This window comes from Streptomyces sp. FXJ1.172, from assembly GCF_001636945.3.
GTDB lineage: Bacteria > Actinomycetota > Actinomycetes > Streptomycetales > Streptomycetaceae > Streptomyces.
Genome location: NZ_CP119133.2, coordinates 8,155,052 through 8,173,330 on the forward strand (window position 1 = coordinate 8,155,052; position 18,279 = coordinate 8,173,330).

The 18,279-nt window shown below is 69.4% G+C and carries 17 protein-coding genes and 1 pseudogene; 13 read left to right on the top strand and 5 right to left on the bottom strand.

Annotated features, from left to right (window positions below):
* Positions 1-7 precede the first annotated feature (7 nt).
* On the top strand, positions 8-1,042 hold the full coding sequence (locus A6P39_RS36855) for an Lrp/AsnC family transcriptional regulator (RefSeq protein ID WP_067051817.1): 1,035 nt from the start codon (positions 8-10) through the stop codon (positions 1,040-1,042).
* A 362-nt stretch (positions 1,043-1,404) separates the two neighbouring features.
* Here A6P39_RS36855 and A6P39_RS36860 read toward each other — a convergent pair whose 3' ends face one another.
* From A6P39_RS36860 to A6P39_RS36880, 5 genes are all read right to left on the bottom strand, one after another.
* Positions 1,405-2,334 carry an NAD(P)H-binding protein gene (locus tag A6P39_RS36860; protein WP_067051816.1) on the bottom strand — a complete coding sequence of 310 codons (930 nt, stop codon included), beginning with the start codon at positions 2,332-2,334 and terminating at the stop codon, positions 1,405-1,407.
* Between the two features lie 156 nt (positions 2,335-2,490).
* Positions 2,491-2,790 carry a hypothetical protein gene (locus A6P39_RS36865; RefSeq protein ID WP_234379100.1) on the bottom strand — a complete coding sequence of 100 codons (300 nt, stop codon included), beginning with the start codon at positions 2,788-2,790 and terminating at the stop codon, positions 2,491-2,493.
* 247 nt (positions 2,791-3,037) lie between these two features.
* Positions 3,038-3,493, bottom strand: coding sequence for a hypothetical protein (locus A6P39_RS36870; RefSeq protein WP_067051815.1), 456 nt, complete (start codon positions 3,491-3,493; stop codon positions 3,038-3,040).
* Positions 3,490-4,491, bottom strand: coding sequence for a metallophosphoesterase family protein (locus A6P39_RS36875; RefSeq protein WP_067051813.1), 1,002 nt, complete (start codon positions 4,489-4,491; stop codon positions 3,490-3,492). Before A6P39_RS36875 ends, A6P39_RS36870 begins: the two co-directional genes overlap by 4 nt.
* Positions 4,488-4,784 carry a plastocyanin/azurin family copper-binding protein gene (locus A6P39_RS36880; protein WP_067051812.1) on the bottom strand — a complete coding sequence of 99 codons (297 nt, stop codon included), beginning with the start codon at positions 4,782-4,784 and terminating at the stop codon, positions 4,488-4,490. Before A6P39_RS36880 ends, A6P39_RS36875 begins: the two co-directional genes overlap by 4 nt.
* A gap of 1,004 nt (positions 4,785-5,788) precedes the next feature.
* On the opposite strand from A6P39_RS36880, the gene A6P39_RS36885 reads away from it, so the two are divergent.
* The 12 genes and pseudogenes from A6P39_RS36885 to A6P39_RS36935 all read left to right on the top strand — a co-directional run bounded on the left by A6P39_RS36885 (position 5,789) and on the right by A6P39_RS36935 (position 18,274).
* On the top strand, positions 5,789-6,391 hold the full coding sequence (locus A6P39_RS36885) for a sigma-70 family RNA polymerase sigma factor (protein ID WP_079133628.1): 603 nt from the start codon (positions 5,789-5,791) through the stop codon (positions 6,389-6,391).
* A gap of 25 nt (positions 6,392-6,416) precedes the next feature.
* Positions 6,417-7,208 (top strand): anti-sigma factor, encoded by a 792-nt coding sequence (locus A6P39_RS36890; protein WP_067051810.1) that lies wholly within the window; start codon positions 6,417-6,419, stop codon positions 7,206-7,208.
* A 349-nt stretch (positions 7,209-7,557) separates the two neighbouring features.
* Positions 7,558-7,749 carry a hypothetical protein gene (locus tag A6P39_RS36895; RefSeq protein WP_067051807.1) on the top strand — a complete coding sequence of 64 codons (192 nt, stop codon included), beginning with the start codon at positions 7,558-7,560 and terminating at the stop codon, positions 7,747-7,749.
* A gap of 838 nt (positions 7,750-8,587) precedes the next feature.
* Positions 8,588-9,010, top strand: coding sequence for an ATP-binding protein (locus A6P39_RS36900; protein WP_228623664.1), 423 nt, complete (start codon positions 8,588-8,590; stop codon positions 9,008-9,010).
* A 578-nt stretch (positions 9,011-9,588) separates the two neighbouring features.
* Positions 9,589-10,929 carry a vanadium-dependent haloperoxidase gene (locus A6P39_RS36905; RefSeq protein WP_199840929.1) on the top strand — a complete coding sequence of 447 codons (1,341 nt, stop codon included), beginning with the start codon at positions 9,589-9,591 and terminating at the stop codon, positions 10,927-10,929.
* Between the two features lie 376 nt (positions 10,930-11,305).
* Positions 11,306-11,434: pseudogene (locus A6P39_RS45630) on the top strand (carboxylesterase family protein); the annotation flags it as partial.
* Positions 11,435-11,937: 503 nt separating this feature from the next.
* The gene (locus A6P39_RS36910) at positions 11,938-12,339 is read left to right on the top strand and encodes a carboxylesterase family protein (protein WP_067051805.1); all 402 of its coding nucleotides are present in this window, start codon (positions 11,938-11,940) and stop codon (positions 12,337-12,339) included.
* Positions 12,340-12,797: 458 nt separating this feature from the next.
* Positions 12,798-13,538, top strand: a complete 741-nt coding sequence (locus tag A6P39_RS36915) for an SDR family NAD(P)-dependent oxidoreductase (protein ID WP_067052109.1) — start codon at positions 12,798-12,800, stop codon at positions 13,536-13,538.
* Between the two features lie 478 nt (positions 13,539-14,016).
* Positions 14,017-14,232 (top strand): ferredoxin, encoded by a 216-nt coding sequence (locus A6P39_RS36920; RefSeq protein ID WP_067051804.1) that lies wholly within the window; start codon positions 14,017-14,019, stop codon positions 14,230-14,232.
* Positions 14,216-15,598, top strand: a complete 1,383-nt coding sequence (locus A6P39_RS36925) for an NAD(P)/FAD-dependent oxidoreductase (protein ID WP_067051803.1) — start codon at positions 14,216-14,218, stop codon at positions 15,596-15,598. Before A6P39_RS36920 ends, A6P39_RS36925 begins: the two co-directional genes overlap by 17 nt.
* A gap of 35 nt (positions 15,599-15,633) precedes the next feature.
* Positions 15,634-16,851: a cytochrome P450 gene (locus tag A6P39_RS36930; protein ID WP_067051802.1), complete on the top strand. Its 1,218-nt coding sequence runs from the start codon at positions 15,634-15,636 to the stop codon at positions 16,849-16,851.
* Positions 16,852-17,083: 232 nt separating this feature from the next.
* Positions 17,084-18,274 (top strand): Gfo/Idh/MocA family oxidoreductase, encoded by a 1,191-nt coding sequence (locus tag A6P39_RS36935; protein WP_234379098.1) that lies wholly within the window; start codon positions 17,084-17,086, stop codon positions 18,272-18,274.
* Positions 18,275-18,279: the final 5 nt, after the last annotated feature.

The following is an 18,279-nucleotide window of genomic DNA, read 5'->3' on the forward strand; positions in this document are numbered from 1 at the left end:
GGGGACCATGCAGGATGATGCACCAGCGCTGCTGACAGAGGACGACCTGGCACTGATCAACGCCCTGCAGCTGCAGCCGCGGGCCTCATGGACCGAGCTCGGGCGTGCCCTGGAGGTCGACCCGGTCACCGTCGCCCGCCGCTTCGGCCGCCTGTCCGAGCAGGGCGCCGCCTGGGTGGGATTCTCACCCGGCCCACGCCTGTTCGAGCAGATCTGTGTGGCCTTCGTCGTGATCGACTGCGCTCCCGGCGCCACCACCGGGGTCGCCCAGGCACTGAGCGCCCACCCCCACATGCTCACGATCGAGCGCGCGGCCGCCGGCCACGACATCCTCGCCATCGCCGCCACCCGCGACCTGCCGGCCCTCTCCCGCTACACCCTCGACCTGCTCCCGCACCTTCCCGGCATCACCGCCGTGGAAGTCCGGATCGTCACCCACATGTTCACCGAGGGCGGCCGGTGGCGCATCGCCGCCCTGGACCCCGCCCAGCGTGCCCAGCTGACCGGCCCGCCCCCGGCCCAGACCCCTGTCGCCCCGGGCGAGATCACGCCCTTCGACCGCGCCCTCATCACCCGGATCGCCCACGACGGCCGCGCGCCCTATCAGACTCTGGCGAGCGACCTCGGCGTCAGCCTCAACACCGCAAAACGCCGCACCGAACAGCTCACCCGACGCGGCCTGCTGCGGTTCCGCTGCGACTTCGCCCGCCCCCTCGGAGGCTGGCCCGTCGCGGCCACCCTCTGGGCCAGAGTCCCGCCCGCCGATCTCCCCGAGATCGGCCACGCCCTCGTCCGCCTGCCCGAGACCCGTAACTGCGCCGCCGTCAGCGGCCCTCACAACCTCATCCTCCAGGCCAGCCTGCACTCCGTCAGCGACGTCCTGCGCCTGGAGACCCAGCTCGCCACCGCCCACCCGAGCCTCGACATCGTCGACCGCGTCATCGCCCTTCGCCAGGACAAGCTGATGGGGCGCCTCCTGGACCCCCACGGCCGCTCCGTCGGTATCGTCCCGCCCGACTTCTGGTCGGAGCCGGAGAGGTGACTCACACGGTGCCCCGAGCCGCCGACTCCTCCACGTTCGTCAGGGCCCAGCGTGCCTACGGGCATGTCGCGCTGAAAGCGCCAACAGGGCGAGGGATTTGACCCAACCAGTTCGCTGCGGGAGTAGATGCGGAGCTTCGAGTAGACGTGCGTGAGGTGGTATTGGACGGCACCCGGCTCACTGGGACAGCAGAAGACAATGAGCGACCTGGTCTCGGATGCCCTCGAAGCCCATGGCGGCGTGGAGCGGTGGCGGCCACGCGCCGAGGGCTCCGTCGTGACCGCCCCAGCTGCCCAGTATCTGTACGACTTCGCGGAAGCGTCCTCTGACATCTACGCGACCCGCGCCGCGAGGACTCGGCTTCAGGGACTGAGCAGGCCGGGGTTCTCACGGACGTATTCAGTGACCCCGGTCGGAGGCCGTCCGATGACCTGCTCGACGCCGTCCGCCCTGCGGTCGTATCGGTTCTCCGCGTGAAGGCGAGCCATGGTGGAGATGTGCTGGAAGACGTGGTCCGGCAGCCCCAGCGGTCTGAGGTCGTCGTCGATCCATTCCTGCAGGCCGACGTCGGTGTAACTGACCGGCTGGCCCAGAGCTGTGGAAACCTCCTCCGCCATGGCGGAGATGTCCTCCGAGCGGGGGCCGGTCAGCCCATAGACGCGGCCGGTGTGCGGGGCCGGATCGGCCAGGATCTCTGCCACGACCGCGGCGACGTCCCCGGCTGCCACGGGGGAGGTTTTCGCCTGGCCGAAGGGCAGTCTGATGCTTCCGTCCTTCGCGATCGAGGAGAAGCCGACACGGAACAGCGGGTTCTCCATGAACACGGTGGGCCTGATCTGGACGACGGGCAGGCCTGACCAGCCGAGGACCTGCTCCACCAGCCAGTGGTGCCGCTGCTGCACAGACTCGGAGGTGCTGGTGAGGTCCATCTCGGAGACGGTCAGCTGCGACATGTTCACGAACGCTTCCAGGCGCCCGTACGCACGCGCGACGGCCGCCACCGTCATGGCAGCCTCCAGATACTGCGCCGATACGCCCATGCCGAAGTACATCCGCCCGCAACCGGACAGGGCGTCAGCCACATCGCCCGCACGCGTGAGGTCTCCGACGACGACCTCGGCACCCGTCGCACGCAGCGCCTCCGCCCGTTCGTCGTCGCGACGCACCATGGCCCGCACGGGCAGGTCCCGTTGCCGGAGAATTTCGACCACGGTTCGGCCGACGGCGCCGACGCTACCCGCCGCGCCCGGCACCAGTATGGGCAGCAAACTGCCTTCTGGGGGGCGGTCCATACGAGCAGCGTGCGGTGCACGTCGCCGGGGCGCAACCGGAGCCCGATGAGCCGATACGCCCGGTGGCAGTGGGTCGCGTAGCCCGTGACACGGACGCGAGCCGGTCACCGCTCGGCAGATGCGCGCCGTGGGCCCGGGGTGTCCCATCCGAAACAGCTACCAAGGGCGTACGAGGACGGTGCCGACCTTGCCGGGCCCTACTGCGTGTTCGACGGCGTCGGTCAGTGCGCCGAGGCCGTACGTGGCGGCCACTTCGAACTGGTCCTTGAACGTCAGCGCGATCAGCTTCGCGGTGGCGACGTCGGATGCCCGCCTCTCGGCGGAGACCTCGGACAGCCACCGGCCGATGTTCTTGCCCTGCAGCGTCAGCGATTTGTGCAGCAGCTTCGACGCGTGCACCGAGATCGGCTCCTGGGCGATCTGCCCGTAGCTGACCAGCTTCCCGCCCGGCGTCAACAGGTCCAGAAGGCTCTACGCCAGCTACCTGCCGATCGGGTCGTGGCCACACTCACCGGGCGGTCGGCGGCCGCCTCGAGGACCTCGTCGGCCCAGCGTGGATGCTCGGTCGACATGACCGGAACGTTCGGGAACCGCTTGCGTAGCTCGGCGGCGCCTCGGTCGCTGCGGACGACGTTGATGAGGCCGAGGCCGTGGAGTTCGCCGAACGATTTACTGTCCCGACGTGACCCGTCGTGGTGGTGGTTCAGTTGGGTGGTGTACGGGTGATGGATCGGTTCCGGATGGATGTACTGACGGGCGGTCGGGCAGCGCGGCGTTGTCTGGTCGCGCTCACTTGCCAGATGGCGAGGAGCAGCAGCGTGCCGGTTTCAGCGAGGAGGCTGAGGACGGCTTGTGGTGCCGGTTGCAGACCGCGCTCGGTGAATCCGAACACGCCAACGGTGCGCGAAGCGGTGAAGCCGCCGAGGGCGCCGAGCGCGACGCCTGCCTCGGAGATCCTCAGCAGCGGGGGTGGTGTCCCGATCAGCAGCAGGGCAGCGAGGGCGAAGGATGCGCTGGCCTGGAGCAGGAACAGGGGGCCGATGATGTGGATGAAGCGGTACCCGTCGATGTAGAGCTGGGCGTGGATGTATCCGCCGGCGGCGAGGGTTGCGGCGGTCGCCGCCCGTAGGGTAGGGACGAGGAATCTTTGGGTGTTCATGCCAGCCTCTGGTCCTTGATGGCCAGTTCGCGGTCGCCTTGGCGGTAGCCGACGCTGCGGATGCCGAGTGCGTCCTTGAGCTGCCGGGCAGGGACGACCTGGGGCGTGGGGGCGGGGGCGCGGCCCGGTTTGGGCAGGGGGTAGGCGGTGGTGGTGGCGGAGTGGAAGGTGATGTTGCCCTCTGTCTTGGTGAACAGTTGGTGGACGTGTCCGTTGAGACAGGTGACGGAGGAGAAGCGGCGCAGGAGGGCGATGACCTTGAGGGCGTCGTCGGTGCTCCAGCCCCACTTCGGGTACATGGCGAAGAGCGGGATGTGGCTGAAGACCACGATGGGGGTGTCCGATGGCAGTCCCGCCAGGTCTTTGCGTACGAAGTCGATCTGCGTGTTGCCGAGGTGCCCGAGTTTCTCCAGGCTCAGGGTGTTGACCAGGGCGATGAAGTGCACGCCATGGGTGTCGAAGCTGTACCAGCCGTCGCCGAGCGTGCCCTTGCCGAAGGTCTGCCGGTAGGCGCGGCCTGCGTCGCCGATGGAGTCGTGTTCGCCCGGTACGGTGAAGACGCGGTCTGTCTGCATTCCGGTCATCATCTGCTTGACCTGGTCGAACTGCCCGGCCGTGGACAGGTGGGTCAGGTCGCCGCTGTGCATGACGAAGTCCGGTCTGAATCCAAGTGAGTTGACCTGGTTGATCGCTTCGGTGAATGAGCCGGCCACGTCCATGTTCGCCGGGCCCTGGAACCCGATATGGCTGTCGGAGACCTGGACGAACCGCAGCGTGCCGCTTCCCGCTGCGACGGCCTCGGCGGCAGCCCCGGCGTTGGTGTCCCGGGAGTCCGCGATGTGGCTGATCACCTCTCCGCTGGCCACGGTCAGCACCACCGCGCCGCCGAACCATCCGGCGTGACGCATGAGTTGACGCCGGGTCATACCGTGTTCGGTTTCATGCTGGCCGGCGTCGTCGGCCGGTGCTCCGTCGTGACGGTCGTAGTAGTCGGTCATTGGGTCACCTCCACGGTGGCGGTCATGAACGGATGGATGGTGCAGATGTAGGCGTAGGTGCCGGGCTTGGTGAACGTGTAGCTGTAGGTGGCGTGGGTGGCCAGGGCGGCCGAGCGCAGGGGGCCACCCGATGCGGCGCTGGTGACGGTGTGGGCGTCGGTGTCCTGGTTGGTCCAGGTCACCGTCGTGCCCGCTTTGACCTGCAACGTGGCCGGAGAGAATGCGAAGTTCTTGATCGCGACGGCATTCCCGGTCACCGGCGCGGCCGCCGCGCCCGTGCTCGAGGTACTCATGGGCATGCTCATGCTGGGCATCGGGGAGGCGCCGGGAGCGGAGCCCGCCGCTTTCCCCGACCCCGTGGCACCGGGCATCCCGGGGGTCTGGTGCTGACCCGGACCGGGCGTGATGACGCCGGCTCCGGAGGACGAGGGATGCGACGACGGGCCGCATGAGCTGAGGAGCCCCAGCGCACCGGCGGTGGCGATGGTGGCGACGGCCAGCCCGGCCGCAGCACGGGATCGCCGAGTTGGTGGGCGAAGGTTCACGTACATGGTGTGCGTTCCTCACTGATCAGGCGGAGACGGGAACTGCGCCGGCTCGGGCGCACGCAACCGCAGGGATGTGGTGGATGCCGCGTTCACGGGCACGCGTCCCTCACGGACCCGGCGAGCGAGCCTGAGTGCCCCCGTGCCGGCTGCCCGCCTCGAGGTGCTCCGCGCTGCGCATCCGCCCTGCCGCGCCACGAGGATGAAGGCGACACGCGGCAGTTCGCCCGAGCAGGCAGCCGCGAGCGACTCGGGGCAGGTCGGCGTCGCCCATACGGGTGATGGGCACACTGGCCCGGATGGAGTTCTGCCCCGGTCGCCGCTCAGCCGCCGATCACTGTGCGTAGCGCCATCGGCGTGGTGTGTGCTGGACATCGGTCGGGGCTGCAGAGTGGCACCGGCTTCGATGCACGGGGGCGGGGGAGCCGGGCCGGGCGAGAGCGCGTGCGTCGCGTGGTGCATTTCGGTCACCCCTGTTCCACCCCTTGCCGCAGGGGAAGCGATGAGGAGTTGCGCGTAAGCCGGTTCTTGTTCGCCTCCACGGACGGCATGGCTGCAGCGGTTCGATTGATACGCACCTTTTGTGGGACTTCATGGGATCGCTGCAGTTCAGTCGGTCCGGACCCGCGCATGCTTGACCATGGCGAGGTCGTAACGCCGCAAGGGCGTACCACCTGCAGCACTCACAGTGCGTGACCCGTGCCGAGCTGTTCGTGCAGGACAAAGCGGCGCATATGCCTGATGATCGTGGTATGCCCTGGAGTTCCCGAAAACGTGGTTCAAGGACCGATCCGGATCGCTCCGCGCACCGTGTCTCTGATAGAGGGACCCTTTCGACCGCGGATGAGGAACTGCTGCGCACGCTGTACGCGGAGCACTCAGGAGCCCTGTTCCACTACGTGCTGCGACTGACCTCAGGAGACTGGCAATGGGCAGAGGACGTGGTACAGGAGACACTGCTGCGAGCGTGGCAGCATCCCGCCGCGTTCGACCCCGCACGCGGTCCGGCCCGGGCATGGCTGTGTACGGTCGCTCGACACCTGGTCATCGACGCCCACCGGGCCCGGCAGTCCAGGCCGGCCGAGGCCGGCGGCGATGTGCTGGAGCGAGCCGCCGAGCAGAAGCCGGGCAAGGACGAGATCGAGCAGGCACTGCAGAGCTGGGCGGTTGCCGAAGCCGTCCGGTCACTGTCCCCGGACCACCGCGCCGTCCTGCTGGAGACCTACTACCGGGGCCGGACCATGGCGGAGGCCGCACAGGTGCTGGGCGTCCCGCTGGGCACAGTGAAGTCGCGGACGTACTACGCCCTGCACGCCCTGCGGCTGGCGCTGCAGGAACGGGGGATCGAGCCATGACCGTGGCGGGCAGGAGGCGGCGACCATGAGTCCGGAGCACGACGCCCTCCGGCTGACGCTGGGAGGTTACGTCTTGGGCACGCTGCCCTCGGCGGAAATGGAACAGGTGCGCATCCACCTCGCGGCATGCACCGAATGCCGGGCCGAACACGCCCAGCTGGCGGGATTGCCTGCGCTGCTGGCGACGGTGACCGAAGCCGAAGCCTCGGGCCAGACGGTGCTGGCGGCCGAAACGGATTTGACCGACCGACTGATGGTACGGGCAGCCGAAAGCGCGCAGGGCTCCCCGCTCCCCGAACGGCCCGCCGCGCCCGCGGTGTCGAAGACCCCAGAGGGGGGTGTGCTGGAGAGGCTGCTCCAGCAGGCTGCGGCCAGGCGCCGCAGGTCTTGGCGCCTGCAACTGGCCGGCGCTGCAGTCTCGCTGACGTTCATCGCGGCAGCGGCCGGTGGCACATGGCTGGCGGCAATCGGATCCGTGGGCAGTCAGGCGAGGCCGCCCGGGCCGACCGCGCCGACTGTCTGGCGCACCTTCTCCGGGAGCGATCCCGCCACCGGCGTCTCCGCCTCGGTGAAGGTCTCGCCCTCTGCCTGGGGCAGTGTCCTGCAGATCTCCGCAGGAGGGGCACCCGCCGGAATCACCTGTCGGCTGCAGGCGGTCGGGCCCGGCGGGGCCAGGACGGACGGCGCTACCTGGCGGGCAGGCGAGTACCCTCCCGGCACCACGATCCCAGGAGCGGTCGCCATGGCTCCGGGAGCCATCGAGCACTTCGAGATCCTCGCGGGCAACGGTCAGAAGCTGGTCACCATCCGAGCGTGAGGCCAGACCATGGCGGTCATGTCACTGGGCGGCCGGTCGCCCAGTGGCATGACGGCAGCAGCAGGGCGTGAGGATTGGTGGCACAAGAGGCCAAGACGACGTCGCCTTCGAAAGGCCGGGCGCTCCGCGGCGAGGGACCCCGATCATTCGACAAGCACCGGGCCGCCTCAAGACCTGGGTGGACCGAGCTGGAGGGGCGCGCACAGGACGTCCAGCTGATGGCCATGGAAGAGGTTTCTGCCCGTGACACCGGCTGGACGGGCACGCTCGTGATCACCGTAGCCCCTCGATCCCGCCGCGCCGCGTGGCTCCGGGATCGGCGCGGCCGTCCGACAAGGGCTCGCGGCCGATGAGTGTGGCGGCCTCGGAGGCCGACACCGGCACCTGTATGACCGAGGGGCTGAGCGGCAGCCAGCGCGCGGAGGCGGCTGATGGTCGAGTCGGCCGCCGCCAGCCGGGAAGGATCACCCCGGCCAGGTTGATCAAGGTGAAGCCCGTCCGGGTACGCGACCAGCAGGTCGAGGGTCGAGAGGTGGGTTGAAGCAGCCATCCGATCGATCTGTCCGCGGTGGTGCCACACATCGCGGGGCCGGTCAGCTGCGGCGGCTGCTTCCCCTGCACGACCTGTCTCGGGCGGCTGTGTCGGTACCGGGGCAGTTCTGGAACTCGGTCGTGGGGCTCTGGCCTGCTTCCGTCACGCGACCTCCGCAGGGGCCGGTCGGCCATCCCGCGCCGGGCCCCGCGGGTGCCGACCGCGTACACGGGCGGGCACGGCTGTGCGAAAGGGGTGCGGCGGCATACATCTCCGCTTCCGCCGGAGGAGGCGAAAACCGACACCCTGGCCCTTCCCACGACGCGCCGACGGTTTCCGGGCCCTGGTCACTCTCGCCCCCGCTCCGTCGAACCGGCCCAGTCCGCAGCTGACTTCATGCATGAGCGGGCCGACGGGGCGCGCACGACTCTTCTTTTTCCTGAAGTCCGTACAACCCGGAGAAGAGGATCCATCACGTCTGCACGCGGAGGACCGCGATCCAGCCGAAATGTAGGCACGTCCGTCCCGGTCTACGGCGCGACGCTTCCACGGGGTCGTCCGGAAGACCACGGGCGAGGGGACCGAGCTGCCGGTGCCCAGTCCGACCGCGCAACAGCCAGCTCTGGACAGAGGCAGCTGAGCCCAGACAGGCGCCGACATTGACATGACGCGCAGGAATCGGAACAAAAAAGGCAAATAGCTCGAACCATCCGGCATGTGTCGTCCGTGGAACTGATTGAGCGCGCCCACGCAGGATCAGGCTCCGGCCTACCGACCACCCCCGATTGCTTGCGGTCACCCCGTTCCGGTCTCCGCACATCGACAGAAGAGCCAGAAGACCATGTTCGTGACCGATTCCCCCAGCCCGACTTCACTGCTCGGCCGGCCCTGCCGCCGCCATGCACTGCTCACCCTGCCGGCGCAGGAGGCGCACGTCTCCGCCGCTCGTCACTTCGCAGCCGATTTGCTGGAGACCTGGAGTGTGCCCGCGGGTGAGCGGGACTCCGCCATTCTCATCGTTGACGAACTCGCCGCCAACGCTGCCCAGTACGGCCATGAGCGCATGACCCTGCTGCTCGCCCTCGATCACGAAACTCTGCACATCGTGGTCACCGACTCCGGCGCGGCCGTGGAGCGTCATCGCCCCGGCATCGCCTCCGACGAACACGGCCGTGGCACCGGCATCGTCCAGTTCCTCGCCCAGTCGACCGAGATTCGTCAGACACGCAGCGGCCGCGAAGTCCGCGCCTGCCTGAGGTGCTCGCCATGACCGGGCCGGACGCTCCGCAGGAGCTGCGACCCCCTGCCGGGGCCGGCGCCGCAGCACAGCGACGGACCACCGGGGGCGGCCGCGGCGAAGGGCCACCCGACACCCCCGCCGAGTGGTCCTTCGCGACCCACAAGCCGTGTCCCATCGACGGCTGCCCGGGCCCGGCCCAGGTGCCCATGCGGTCCGCGGCCCGCCCATCGGCACTCGATCGCGGCGGCCCCCACCACAACACGGTGCTGTGTCAACGCTGCGGCGCCGGCCCCTGCGTACCGGCGGAGGTGTGAGCGTGGACGTCACCCCGAACAGCGGCAAGGGCATCGACGCCCCGCCCCCGCACGAGGCATACGCATGCGCCAGATCTGCGCCGCGAGATGGACCCAGTGCTGGCCCCCGGAGCCGAACGCGCCTGGCTGCTACGCCGGAAGGCCCTCGTGGACCGGAGGGCCCTGGACTACCCCGGCCCCGTCGCAGCTGCCGCGGAACCCGCCGAGCAACTCGTCCTCCACGACCGCCGCCATCTCGACCTGGCTGCCGGCCCGCACCACCCCGACACCATCACGCTCGCGTGGCCGACCCAGATGAGCCACGCGGATGACCGCCAGTTGTCACAGCCCGCCACCAGCGACAAGGAGCTACAGAACATGGGTGGAAAGCAGAAGACACTCGCCATACTTGCCGGAGCCGCGCTGGCAGCCGGACTCGCCGGCCCGGCCTTCGGGTCCACCACCGCTCACTCGCCGGCCCTGCGCACCGCCGCGACGGGGGCAGGGATGTCGGTCGTGGAGTGGAACCGCGAGCTCGTCACCATCCTCAGCAATCCGAAGGCGCAGCCGTCCACCGTCCAACCCACGCGCAGCTTCGCGCTTCTGCAGGCTGCCGAGTACGACGCGGTGGTATCGATCACCCGTGCCGGCCCCGCCTACGTGTTCTCGGTGACGGCGCCAAGAGGTGCTCGTGCGGACGCCGCAGCGGACCAGGCAGCCCACGATGTGCTGGTCGCCCTTTACCCGGCCAAGCGCGCAGGCGTGGACCAGCGGCTGAGCAGCCAATTGTCCGCGATTCCGGGCGGCCCGGGCAAGCAGGCGGGTATTGGTGTGGGAGCTGAGGTCGCCCGCAGGCTGATCACCCTGCGGTCCAATGACGGATCCTCAGCCAAGCCGCAGCGGTTCCGCCCCGGCGACAAAGCCGGTGACTACCGGCCCACCCCTCCCAATTTCCCGACACCGGTGTTCACCGACTGGGGCTCGGTCAAGCCGTTCGTACTGGCCGACGGACGGCAGTTCCGCCCGGCACCGCCGCCGGCCGTGAGCAGCGCCGCGTACGCCACCGCCTTGAACGAGGTCAAGAGCCTGGGGAGCAAGACCAGCACCACCCGCACTTCCGATCAGACGGCAGCCGCGAAGTTCTGGGCGGCGGCGCCCGTCTGGAACGTCTGGAACCAGGTCGCGCAGGGCCTTGTCACCTCCCAGAACGCGAACCTGGAGAAGGCGGTGAAGGTCTTCGCCCGGCTCGACCTGTCCCTCGCCGACACCGCGATCGCGATGTATGACGCCAAGTACGCCTACCGCGTATGGCGGCCCGTGACGGCCATCCGGCTCGGCGGTACGCACTACAACCCGAGCATCGTCGGGGATCCCAGCTGGACCCCTCTGCTGCCGACCGCACCGGATCCGTCCTATCCCGGCGCTCACGGCGCTCTCAGCCAGGCTGCGGCAACGACGCTCGCCGGACTCTACGGGGCGGGGCATCATTTTGCGGTGACCTCGAAGGGCGTCACTCGAACCTTCACCGGCTTTCAGGACGCCGCCACCGAAGCGTGGCTCAGCCGGATCTGGTCCGGCCAGCACACCTCCCTTGACAACCACGCGGGCCAGCAACTCGGCACCCAGGTGGCCGACTTCGTGGCAGGTCGGCTCTGACCGCACCGCCACGCTACAACCACGCACATGGTAGGGCCGAGAAGCCAGTGGTCCCGGCGCATCGGGTACCACTGGCTCGGGCCACGATCAGAGGGCGGCCATCCTCCGCGCCGAGGGCCCGCAGTTGCTGGCCGGCAGGCCGGACGTCTGCCCGCAGGAAGTCCTAGCTTCCTGTCACCGCGACGCACTGACTGAATGACTGTCGCGGTCGGGCCCACCCGGTCGCCCAGGTCGCTGAGCGCGGGCTCGCCCATGTCACTGTCGGCGGACCCGCAGTCGGGGGCCTCGCTCGAGTCCCCGTGGGTACCTCAACACCTGTGGGTCTGCAGGAGGTTCGAACCGCCGATCGGATCGCCCGACCAGTCGGTCGGACGCCGTAATCGTCGTCTCGGTCGACTACCGGCTCGGCGCTTTCGGCTGTCTGCGCTCCCCGGGGATCCCCGAGGGCAACCTCGGCGTCTCCGACCAGTTGGCGGCGCTGCGGTGGGTGCGGGACGGCATCGCCTCGTTCGGCGGGGCACACCGGCCATGTCACCCTGGCCGGCCGGCCCGCGAGCGCCCACAGCGTGCAGTGCCTGTTGGGCATGCCCGGGACCGAGGGCCTGTTCCACGGTGCCATCGTGAACAGCACCTCGGCAGGGCTGAGCCTCGGCGAGGCCGACTGCGCCAAGCGCGCCGCCGAGCGTTTCCTCTCCCGGCTCGGCACGAATCCGCACGGTGCCCCGGTGTCGGACACCCTGGGCGCCCAGAGCGCCGTCGCCCGAGAGGCCGCCGGCAGGCTCCGGCTCAACTCCGTCCACCGTTCGTGCCGGTCGGGGGCGTCGGCCCGCTCCCGGACGGCGCGGCTTGGACCGACGTTCTCACCCGCCGGGAACCCGGCCTGGACGTCACCATCGGCATCACCATCGGCATCACCGAACGGGAGATGGCCGCCTTCAACGCCGTGAACCCGGTGCCGCGCCGGGTGCGCGAGGTCCCGTCCCGGGCTCCGCGCTCGCCGCCGACGGCGTGGAACACGCCGCGAGGGAGTTCGCCTTCGCCCGTCCCTCCCGTAAGCCGGCCGTCCATCTCAGTGAGGCGGGCGCCCGCGTATGGGCCTACCGGTTCGACGCCGCCGCCCCCGACTCCGTCTTCGGCGCCGCCCACTGCATCGAACTGCGCTTCCTCTTCGACACCGACGCCGACTGGGCCGACGCCCCCATGCTCGCCGGCGCCCGCCCGCAGGACATCGAGTCCCTCGGCCGCCGTGTGTGCACCGCCTGGCTCGGCTTCATCCGCACCGGCACCCCCACCACCGACACCCCCTGGCCGCAGCACACAGCGCACTCCTCCTCCACTTACCACTGGCAAGCTGAAGCCCCACGGTCACGGGACACGTGCCCGATGCACCGCCGACGTCTGCGGACGTGAAGCGAGGCTCGCAGCCGCACCGAGTGCCTGGTGCGCACACACGCCGCCCGGCCCCATGGCCGTCGCGCGAGAGCCGTATGCCGGACTGCTATGGGCGAGTTCCGGCGGGACGTCGAGCAGCCGCGCCAGGCGCCCGAGCGGGGCCGTCACGCTCGCCGGCCGGGTACCCGGAAGTCTGCGTCACCGTCAGGGCCGGGGCATTGGCACGCCGGACAGCGGGGGTGGCGCCTCCACCCCCCGGCGGCAGTACGGCGCGTACCAGTCGCCCGCGGACGTGATCAGCGAAGGCGAGCTCGCCGGCCTCCCAAGACCGCCTGGGCCACGGCCCCGGGCTGGACCATGATCAACGATCTGTCCGGCGTGGGTCCGTCGTCGCCATGGCATGAACCATCAGGATCATCAGTTACACGAGGAACAACCGACAGCATGTCGTTCCTCTCGGCTTGGAGGAGCTTTTCATGGCTGCAGAACTGGACGGATCCACCGCTCTTGTCACCGGCGCTACCGCCGGCATCGGCCGGGCCGTGGCCCTGCGCCTGGCAGCGTCGGGGGCCTCGGTCATCGTCCACGGGCGGGACGAGCAGCGGGGTGCGGAGACCGTCAAAGAGATCGCTGCCGCAGGCGGGAAGGCTCGGTTCGTTGCTGCGGATCTGAGTAGCTCTGAAGATGTCCTGCGTCTTGCCGCTGAAGCAGGCGAGGTGGACGTTCTGATCAACAACGCCGGTATCTATCGGTTCGCCAGTACGCCGGACACTACCGCCGAGATGTTCGACGCTCAGATGGCCGTCAACTCACGCGCGCCGATGCTCCTGGTCGGTGCTCTCGCTCCGGGAATGGCTGAGCGGGGGCGTGGCGTCATCGTGAATGTGAGTACAGCGGCGGCTACCACGCCGGTGCGGGAATCGGGCGCTTACGGGGCCTCCAAAGCTGCACTCGAACTTCTCACACGAGTATGGGCTGACGAGTTCGGCGCCCAGGGCGTCCGCGTGAACGCCGTGGCTCCGGGCCCTGTCCATACCCCCGGGACGGAGGAGATGGGAGGTGAAACCCTCCAGGTGATCGGGCGAACTACCGTACTGGGGCGGGTCGCAGACCCTGAAGAAATCGCGGAAGCGGTTCTGTTCCTTGTTTCGTCCCGCGCCAGCTACATCACCGGCGCGGTTCTCGAGGCACGCGGCGGACAGCTCGCGATCGGATGACTTTGGGCTGGGCCGCGATGGATATGCCAAACCCGACGCCCATGCCCACGATGTCTGCCTCGACCCGCAAAGAAGCTGTTTCTGATCCTGGCGTGAGCGGTTGACGCGGTGTAGTTACGGCAGCAGCAGGCGAGAGGATGACCGCTTCCCAAAGCATCCGGTGGCCGTGCCGGCCACTGTCGGTCTGCATTCATCGGCGTGCGGTCAGGGCCCGTCTGGGCGAGGCTGACGTGATGGTAGAGCTCTGTGTGATCGTGTACCTGCGGTCGGGTCGGCGCCGGTGATCCCCACACTCATCCCTTTCGCAGCGCCTCCGTTCCTGGTGCCCGATCGCAGCCTCATTCCGGCCCACCTGCGCGTTCTCGAACACCCTTGCCCGCTGGATCCGGCCCCGACGGAGTAGTCGGGCTGGCACCTGGCGCGTTCCGGAGCCTAAAAAGAGACAGAGGGCTCGAGGCGACGGAGGGAGAGGCCTGGGATGCGGATCGTCGTGGACCTCACCCGCTGCCAGGCCTATGCGCAGTGCGTGTTTCTCGCACCGGAGATGTTCGAGCTGCATGGCGAGGAAGCGCTGCTGTACCGCCAGGAAGTCCCGGACGAGCAGCTGGAGCGCGTGCGCCAGGCCGCTGCAGCGTGCCCGGTCCAGGCGATCCTCGTGGGTGAGGCGGTGACCGCCGGTGCCCGGGCCCGGTGACCTTCGGGAGGGCCCCATCGTCATCGTCGGCGCGTCGCTGGCCGGGTTGCGGGCCGCTGAGGCACTGCGCGAGAGGGGCTTCACCGGCTCCCTGACCGTGGTCGGGGACGAGCCCCACCCGCCCTACGACAGACCGCCGCTGTCCAAGCAGGTTTTGCTCGGTGTGTCGGCGGCGGACACTACCGGGCTGCCGATGCGCCGCGACCCGGACGCCGACTGGCGCCTCGGAGTGCGTGCCACGGGGCTCGACCCGGTCGGCCGTCAGGTCCTGCTGGCCGACGGCGAGTCCCTGCCCTACGACCGGCTGCTGATCGCCACCGGAACCCGGGCGCGCCCCTGGCCCCGACCGGAGCAGGCTGCCCTGGACGGAGTCTTCACCCTGCGAACGCGTGACGACGCCGGGTGCCTGGCCGAGCGGCTGGCCGCCGGGCCGCGCCGGGTGCTGGTCATCGGCGCTGGCTTCACCGGTTCGGAGATCGCCTCGGCCTGCCGGGAGCGGGGCATCGAGGTCACGGTTGCAGAACGTGGTACCGCACCGCTGGTGGGCGCCCTCGGCGGCACGCTGGCGAGGTTCGCGGCCGGCCTGCAGCGGGCCCACGGCGTGGACCTGCGCTGCGGAGTGACGGTCACCGCGCTGTGCGGGAACGACGGCGGGCGGTTCACCGGAGCCGATCTCTCCGACGGCAGCCACATCGACGCGGACGTGTGCGTCATCGCCATGGGTGCGGTCCGCAACGTCGAGTGGCTGGCGGATTCCGGGCTGGCGGCGGGCCCGCACGGGGTCGCCTGTGACGCGGGGTGCCGCGCCTTCGACATGTACGGGATCGTCACCGACGACGTGTTCGTGGCGGGTGACGTCTCCCGCTTCCCCCATCCGCTCTTCGACTACCAGATGCTCTCCTTGGAGCACTGGGGCAACGCGGTCGCGCAGGCCGAGGTGGCGGCCCACAACATGATCAGTTCCGGGCCGCCGCGGCGTCCCCACCTCGCGGTTCCGGTCTTCTGGTCGAGTCAGTTCGGGGTCAACATCAAGTCCGTGGGTGTCCCTACCTACTCCGACCAGGTGGTCATTGCCCAGGGCTCGCTCAGTGAACGCCGTCTGGTGGCGGTCTACGGTTACCGGGGCCGCATCACTGCCGCCGTCACCGTCAACATGGCCAAGTGGCTGGAGTACTACCAGGGCCTGATCGAGGCCGCCGCCCCGTTCCCGCCCGCGCCCGGCGCGGCCGACGGCCATCCGCTGGTGACCGAATTCGCGCTTCCCTCCGACGTGCCGGATCCAAGGGGGCTGTCCCACGGCCCCACCGTCGCGCTGACCGGTCACCTGCCGGACCGCCGGCTGACCGTGGTCCGGGCCGCCGGCTGACCCTTCCGTTCTTCCCTGTCACGAGGAGCCCGTCGATGGCTGTCGACACCCTGCTGGAGCGGATCACCGACTACGCCAACCGCCCCGACCCGTACCCGCTGTACGCGGAACTCCGCGAGGCGGGCGTGGCGCGGCAGACGGACGGCAGCTACCTGGTTGGCGGGTACTACGACATTGTCGCCCTGTTCCACAACCCACGGCTCAGCTCGGACCGCCGCAACCGCGCCGGCACGTACAGCGGCCTGCCTGCGGATGAGGAAGAGCCCCGCCCTTTCATCCGGCTCGATGACCCCGAACACCGCAGGCTGCGCAGTCTGGCCACACGGCCGTTCGGTCCCCCGCACAGTCCGGGCAGGATCGACGCGATGCGAGACGAGATCACCCGGATCACCGACGAACTGATCGAGTCGCTCCAGGGCCGTACGCGAGTCGACGTCGTCGACGACTTCGCCTATCCCCTGCCCGTCTCCGTCATCTGCCGACTCCTTGGTGTACCGCGCGAAGACGAGCCGACCTTCCGCGAGTGGTCCAACGCCATCATCGACTCCGGCGACATCCGGCCCGGTGAGGACCTCGGCACGAGCCAACGGGCCGGCAACCAGGCCCGGGCGCAGATGGGCCGCTACCTGGTGGACCTCGCCGAGCAGCGCCGCGGCCGCCCGGGTGACGACATGCTGTCCGCGTTCGTCAACGACCCGGACCCGAGCGGAGGGCTCACCCGCGAGGAACTGGCGGCCACCGCCGTGCTGCTGCTCGTCGCTGGACACGAGACCACGGTCAATCTGATCACCAACGGCGTCCTCACCCTGCTGCGCCACCCCGACCAGCTGGCGCGCCTGCGCCATGAACCCGACCTGCTTCCTGGCGCAGTGGAGGAACTGCTGCGCTACGAGCCCCCCGTCCACTTGCTGGAGCGTATTCCCCTCACCCACGTCGACGTCGCCGGCACGACCATCCCCAAGGGCGTACCCGTGCTACTCGTGTTGGCCTCGGGCAACCGTGACCCCAAGCGATTCCGCGATCCCGACCGGTTCGACCCCACCCGCCGGGACAACCAGCACCTCGGATTCGGCAGCGGCATCCACATCTGCTACGGCGCACCCCTCGCCCGGGTCGAAGCCCAGATCGCCCTGGGAGCACTCCTTCCCCATCTCACCACCGCAACTCTGGTCGAAGACCCTCCTCCCTACCGGAACAGCGCCGTGTTGCGGGGCCCCCGGCACCTTCCCATCGAGCTGGCCCCGTCGCCGTAGACGCGATGAACCGCCTCGCCCCAGGACGCGAAGTAGAGCAGCGCCGGTCGTTCGTTCGGTTGTTCCTCGGCCGGTTCGGAGGCACCGACGTGCCGCTGGGCAGGGCGCGGCGGAGCGAGCTCGCTGAGTGAGGTTCCGCTGTAACGAACGGCAAGCCGATCGACGTGTAACTGACCGTGTTGCTCAGACCGTGTCCTCCATGGCTATGGGCCGCTTTGAGATGAGAGAGCAGATGACCGCGAACGCCGGGGCGCACATGACGTCCACTTCCCCTCATCGGGAGCCGATCCGCGTCGGTGTCGTGGGTCTGAGCGCGAGCGGCGGGTGGGCGGCCGCTGCCCATGTGCCGGCACTGGCCGGGCTCGATGGATACGAGTTGCGGGCGCTGAGCGCCAGCAGCGCCGAATCCGCGCGTGCGGCCGGCGAGAAGTATGCGGTGCCGCTGGCCTACGGCAGCGCGGAGGAGCTGGCCCGCAGTGAGGAAGTCGATCTCGTGGTGGTGACGGTGAAGGTTCCGCATCACCTGGAGCTCATCCGTCCCGCGCTGGAAGCGGGAAAGATGGTGTTCAGCGAGTGGCCGCTCGGTGCCGACCTCGCGCAGGCCGAGGAGTTGGCCGGCCTCGCGCATCGCAGGAGTGTGCTCACGGCCGTCGGCCTGCAGGCCCGGTCGGCTCCGCCACTGCGGTATCTGCGGGACCTGGTCGCCGACGGCTACGTGGGGCGGGTGCTGTCGACCAGCATGCTCGGGTCGGGCTGGATCGGCGGCGCCACCTACGACGACAACTATGCGTACGTGCTGGACGTCACCAGCGGCGCCACGCTGCTGTCGATCCCCTTCGGGCACTCGGTCGACGCGCTGACCATGGTGCTCGGGGAGTTCCGTGAGGTGTCGGCTCTCATCGAAAACCTGCGCCCGGAGGTCACCCACGTCACGAGCGGGGCGGTCGCGGCCAAGACTGCAGAGGACCAGATCGCCGTCACCGGGGTGCTGGAGTCGGGGGCCGTAGCCGCAATGCACATCCGCGGTGGGACCTCACGCGCCACCGCGTTTTACTGGGAGATCAACGGCACGGACGGCGATCTCGTCGTCAAGGCCGACCAGGCTCAGTGGTGGTACGGGGGGCTGCGGCTCAGCGGAGCCCGGGGAGAGGACGGCACGTTGGCCGAGCTAGCGGTTCCCGCCCGCTATCAGCGGTCGCTGACGCAATGGACCGAGCGATCCACCGAGCCCGCCTGCAACGTCGCCCACGAGTACGCGCTTCTGCGCGACCAGATCACCGGGAACCTTGCGCCAGATGAGGAGGGCGTTCCCGACTTCCGGCACGCCGTCCGGCGACACCGCATGCTGGAGCGGATCCGAGAGGCGGCGCGCGCGGGCCGGAAGGTCACACTCGCAGAGCAAGGCTCGCAGGCTCCGAAGTGAGTCGG

What these genes read in the sequence shown, in the direction of transcription:
- A6P39_RS36855 (WP_067051817.1), top strand. Translation starts at nt 8, where the DNA reads ATGCAGGATGATGCACCAGCGCTGCTGACAGAGGACGACCTGGCACTG.
- A6P39_RS36860 (WP_067051816.1), bottom strand. Translation starts at nt 2,334, where the DNA reads ATGGACCGCCCCCCAGAAGGCAGTTTGCTGCCCATACTGGTGCCGGGC.
- A6P39_RS36870 (WP_067051815.1), bottom strand. Translation starts at nt 3,493, where the DNA reads ATGAACACCCAAAGATTCCTCGTCCCTACCCTACGGGCGGCGACCGCC.
- A6P39_RS36875 (WP_067051813.1), bottom strand. Translation starts at nt 4,491, where the DNA reads ATGACCGACTACTACGACCGTCACGACGGAGCACCGGCCGACGACGCC.
- A6P39_RS36880 (WP_067051812.1), bottom strand. Translation starts at nt 4,784, where the DNA reads ATGAGTACCTCGAGCACGGGCGCGGCGGCCGCGCCGGTGACCGGGAAT.
- A6P39_RS36885 (WP_079133628.1), top strand. Translation starts at nt 5,789, where the DNA reads ATGCCCTGGAGTTCCCGAAAACGTGGTTCAAGGACCGATCCGGATCGC.
- A6P39_RS36890 (WP_067051810.1), top strand. Translation starts at nt 6,417, where the DNA reads ATGAGTCCGGAGCACGACGCCCTCCGGCTGACGCTGGGAGGTTACGTC.
- A6P39_RS36895 (WP_067051807.1), top strand. Translation starts at nt 7,558, where the DNA reads ATGAGTGTGGCGGCCTCGGAGGCCGACACCGGCACCTGTATGACCGAG.
- A6P39_RS36905 (WP_199840929.1), top strand. Translation starts at nt 9,589, where the DNA reads ATGAGCCACGCGGATGACCGCCAGTTGTCACAGCCCGCCACCAGCGAC.
- A6P39_RS36915 (WP_067052109.1), top strand. Translation starts at nt 12,798, where the DNA reads ATGGCTGCAGAACTGGACGGATCCACCGCTCTTGTCACCGGCGCTACC.
- A6P39_RS36920 (WP_067051804.1), top strand. Translation starts at nt 14,017, where the DNA reads ATGCGGATCGTCGTGGACCTCACCCGCTGCCAGGCCTATGCGCAGTGC.
- A6P39_RS36930 (WP_067051802.1), top strand. Translation starts at nt 15,634, where the DNA reads ATGGCTGTCGACACCCTGCTGGAGCGGATCACCGACTACGCCAACCGC.
- A6P39_RS36935 (WP_234379098.1), top strand. Translation starts at nt 17,084, where the DNA reads ATGACCGCGAACGCCGGGGCGCACATGACGTCCACTTCCCCTCATCGG.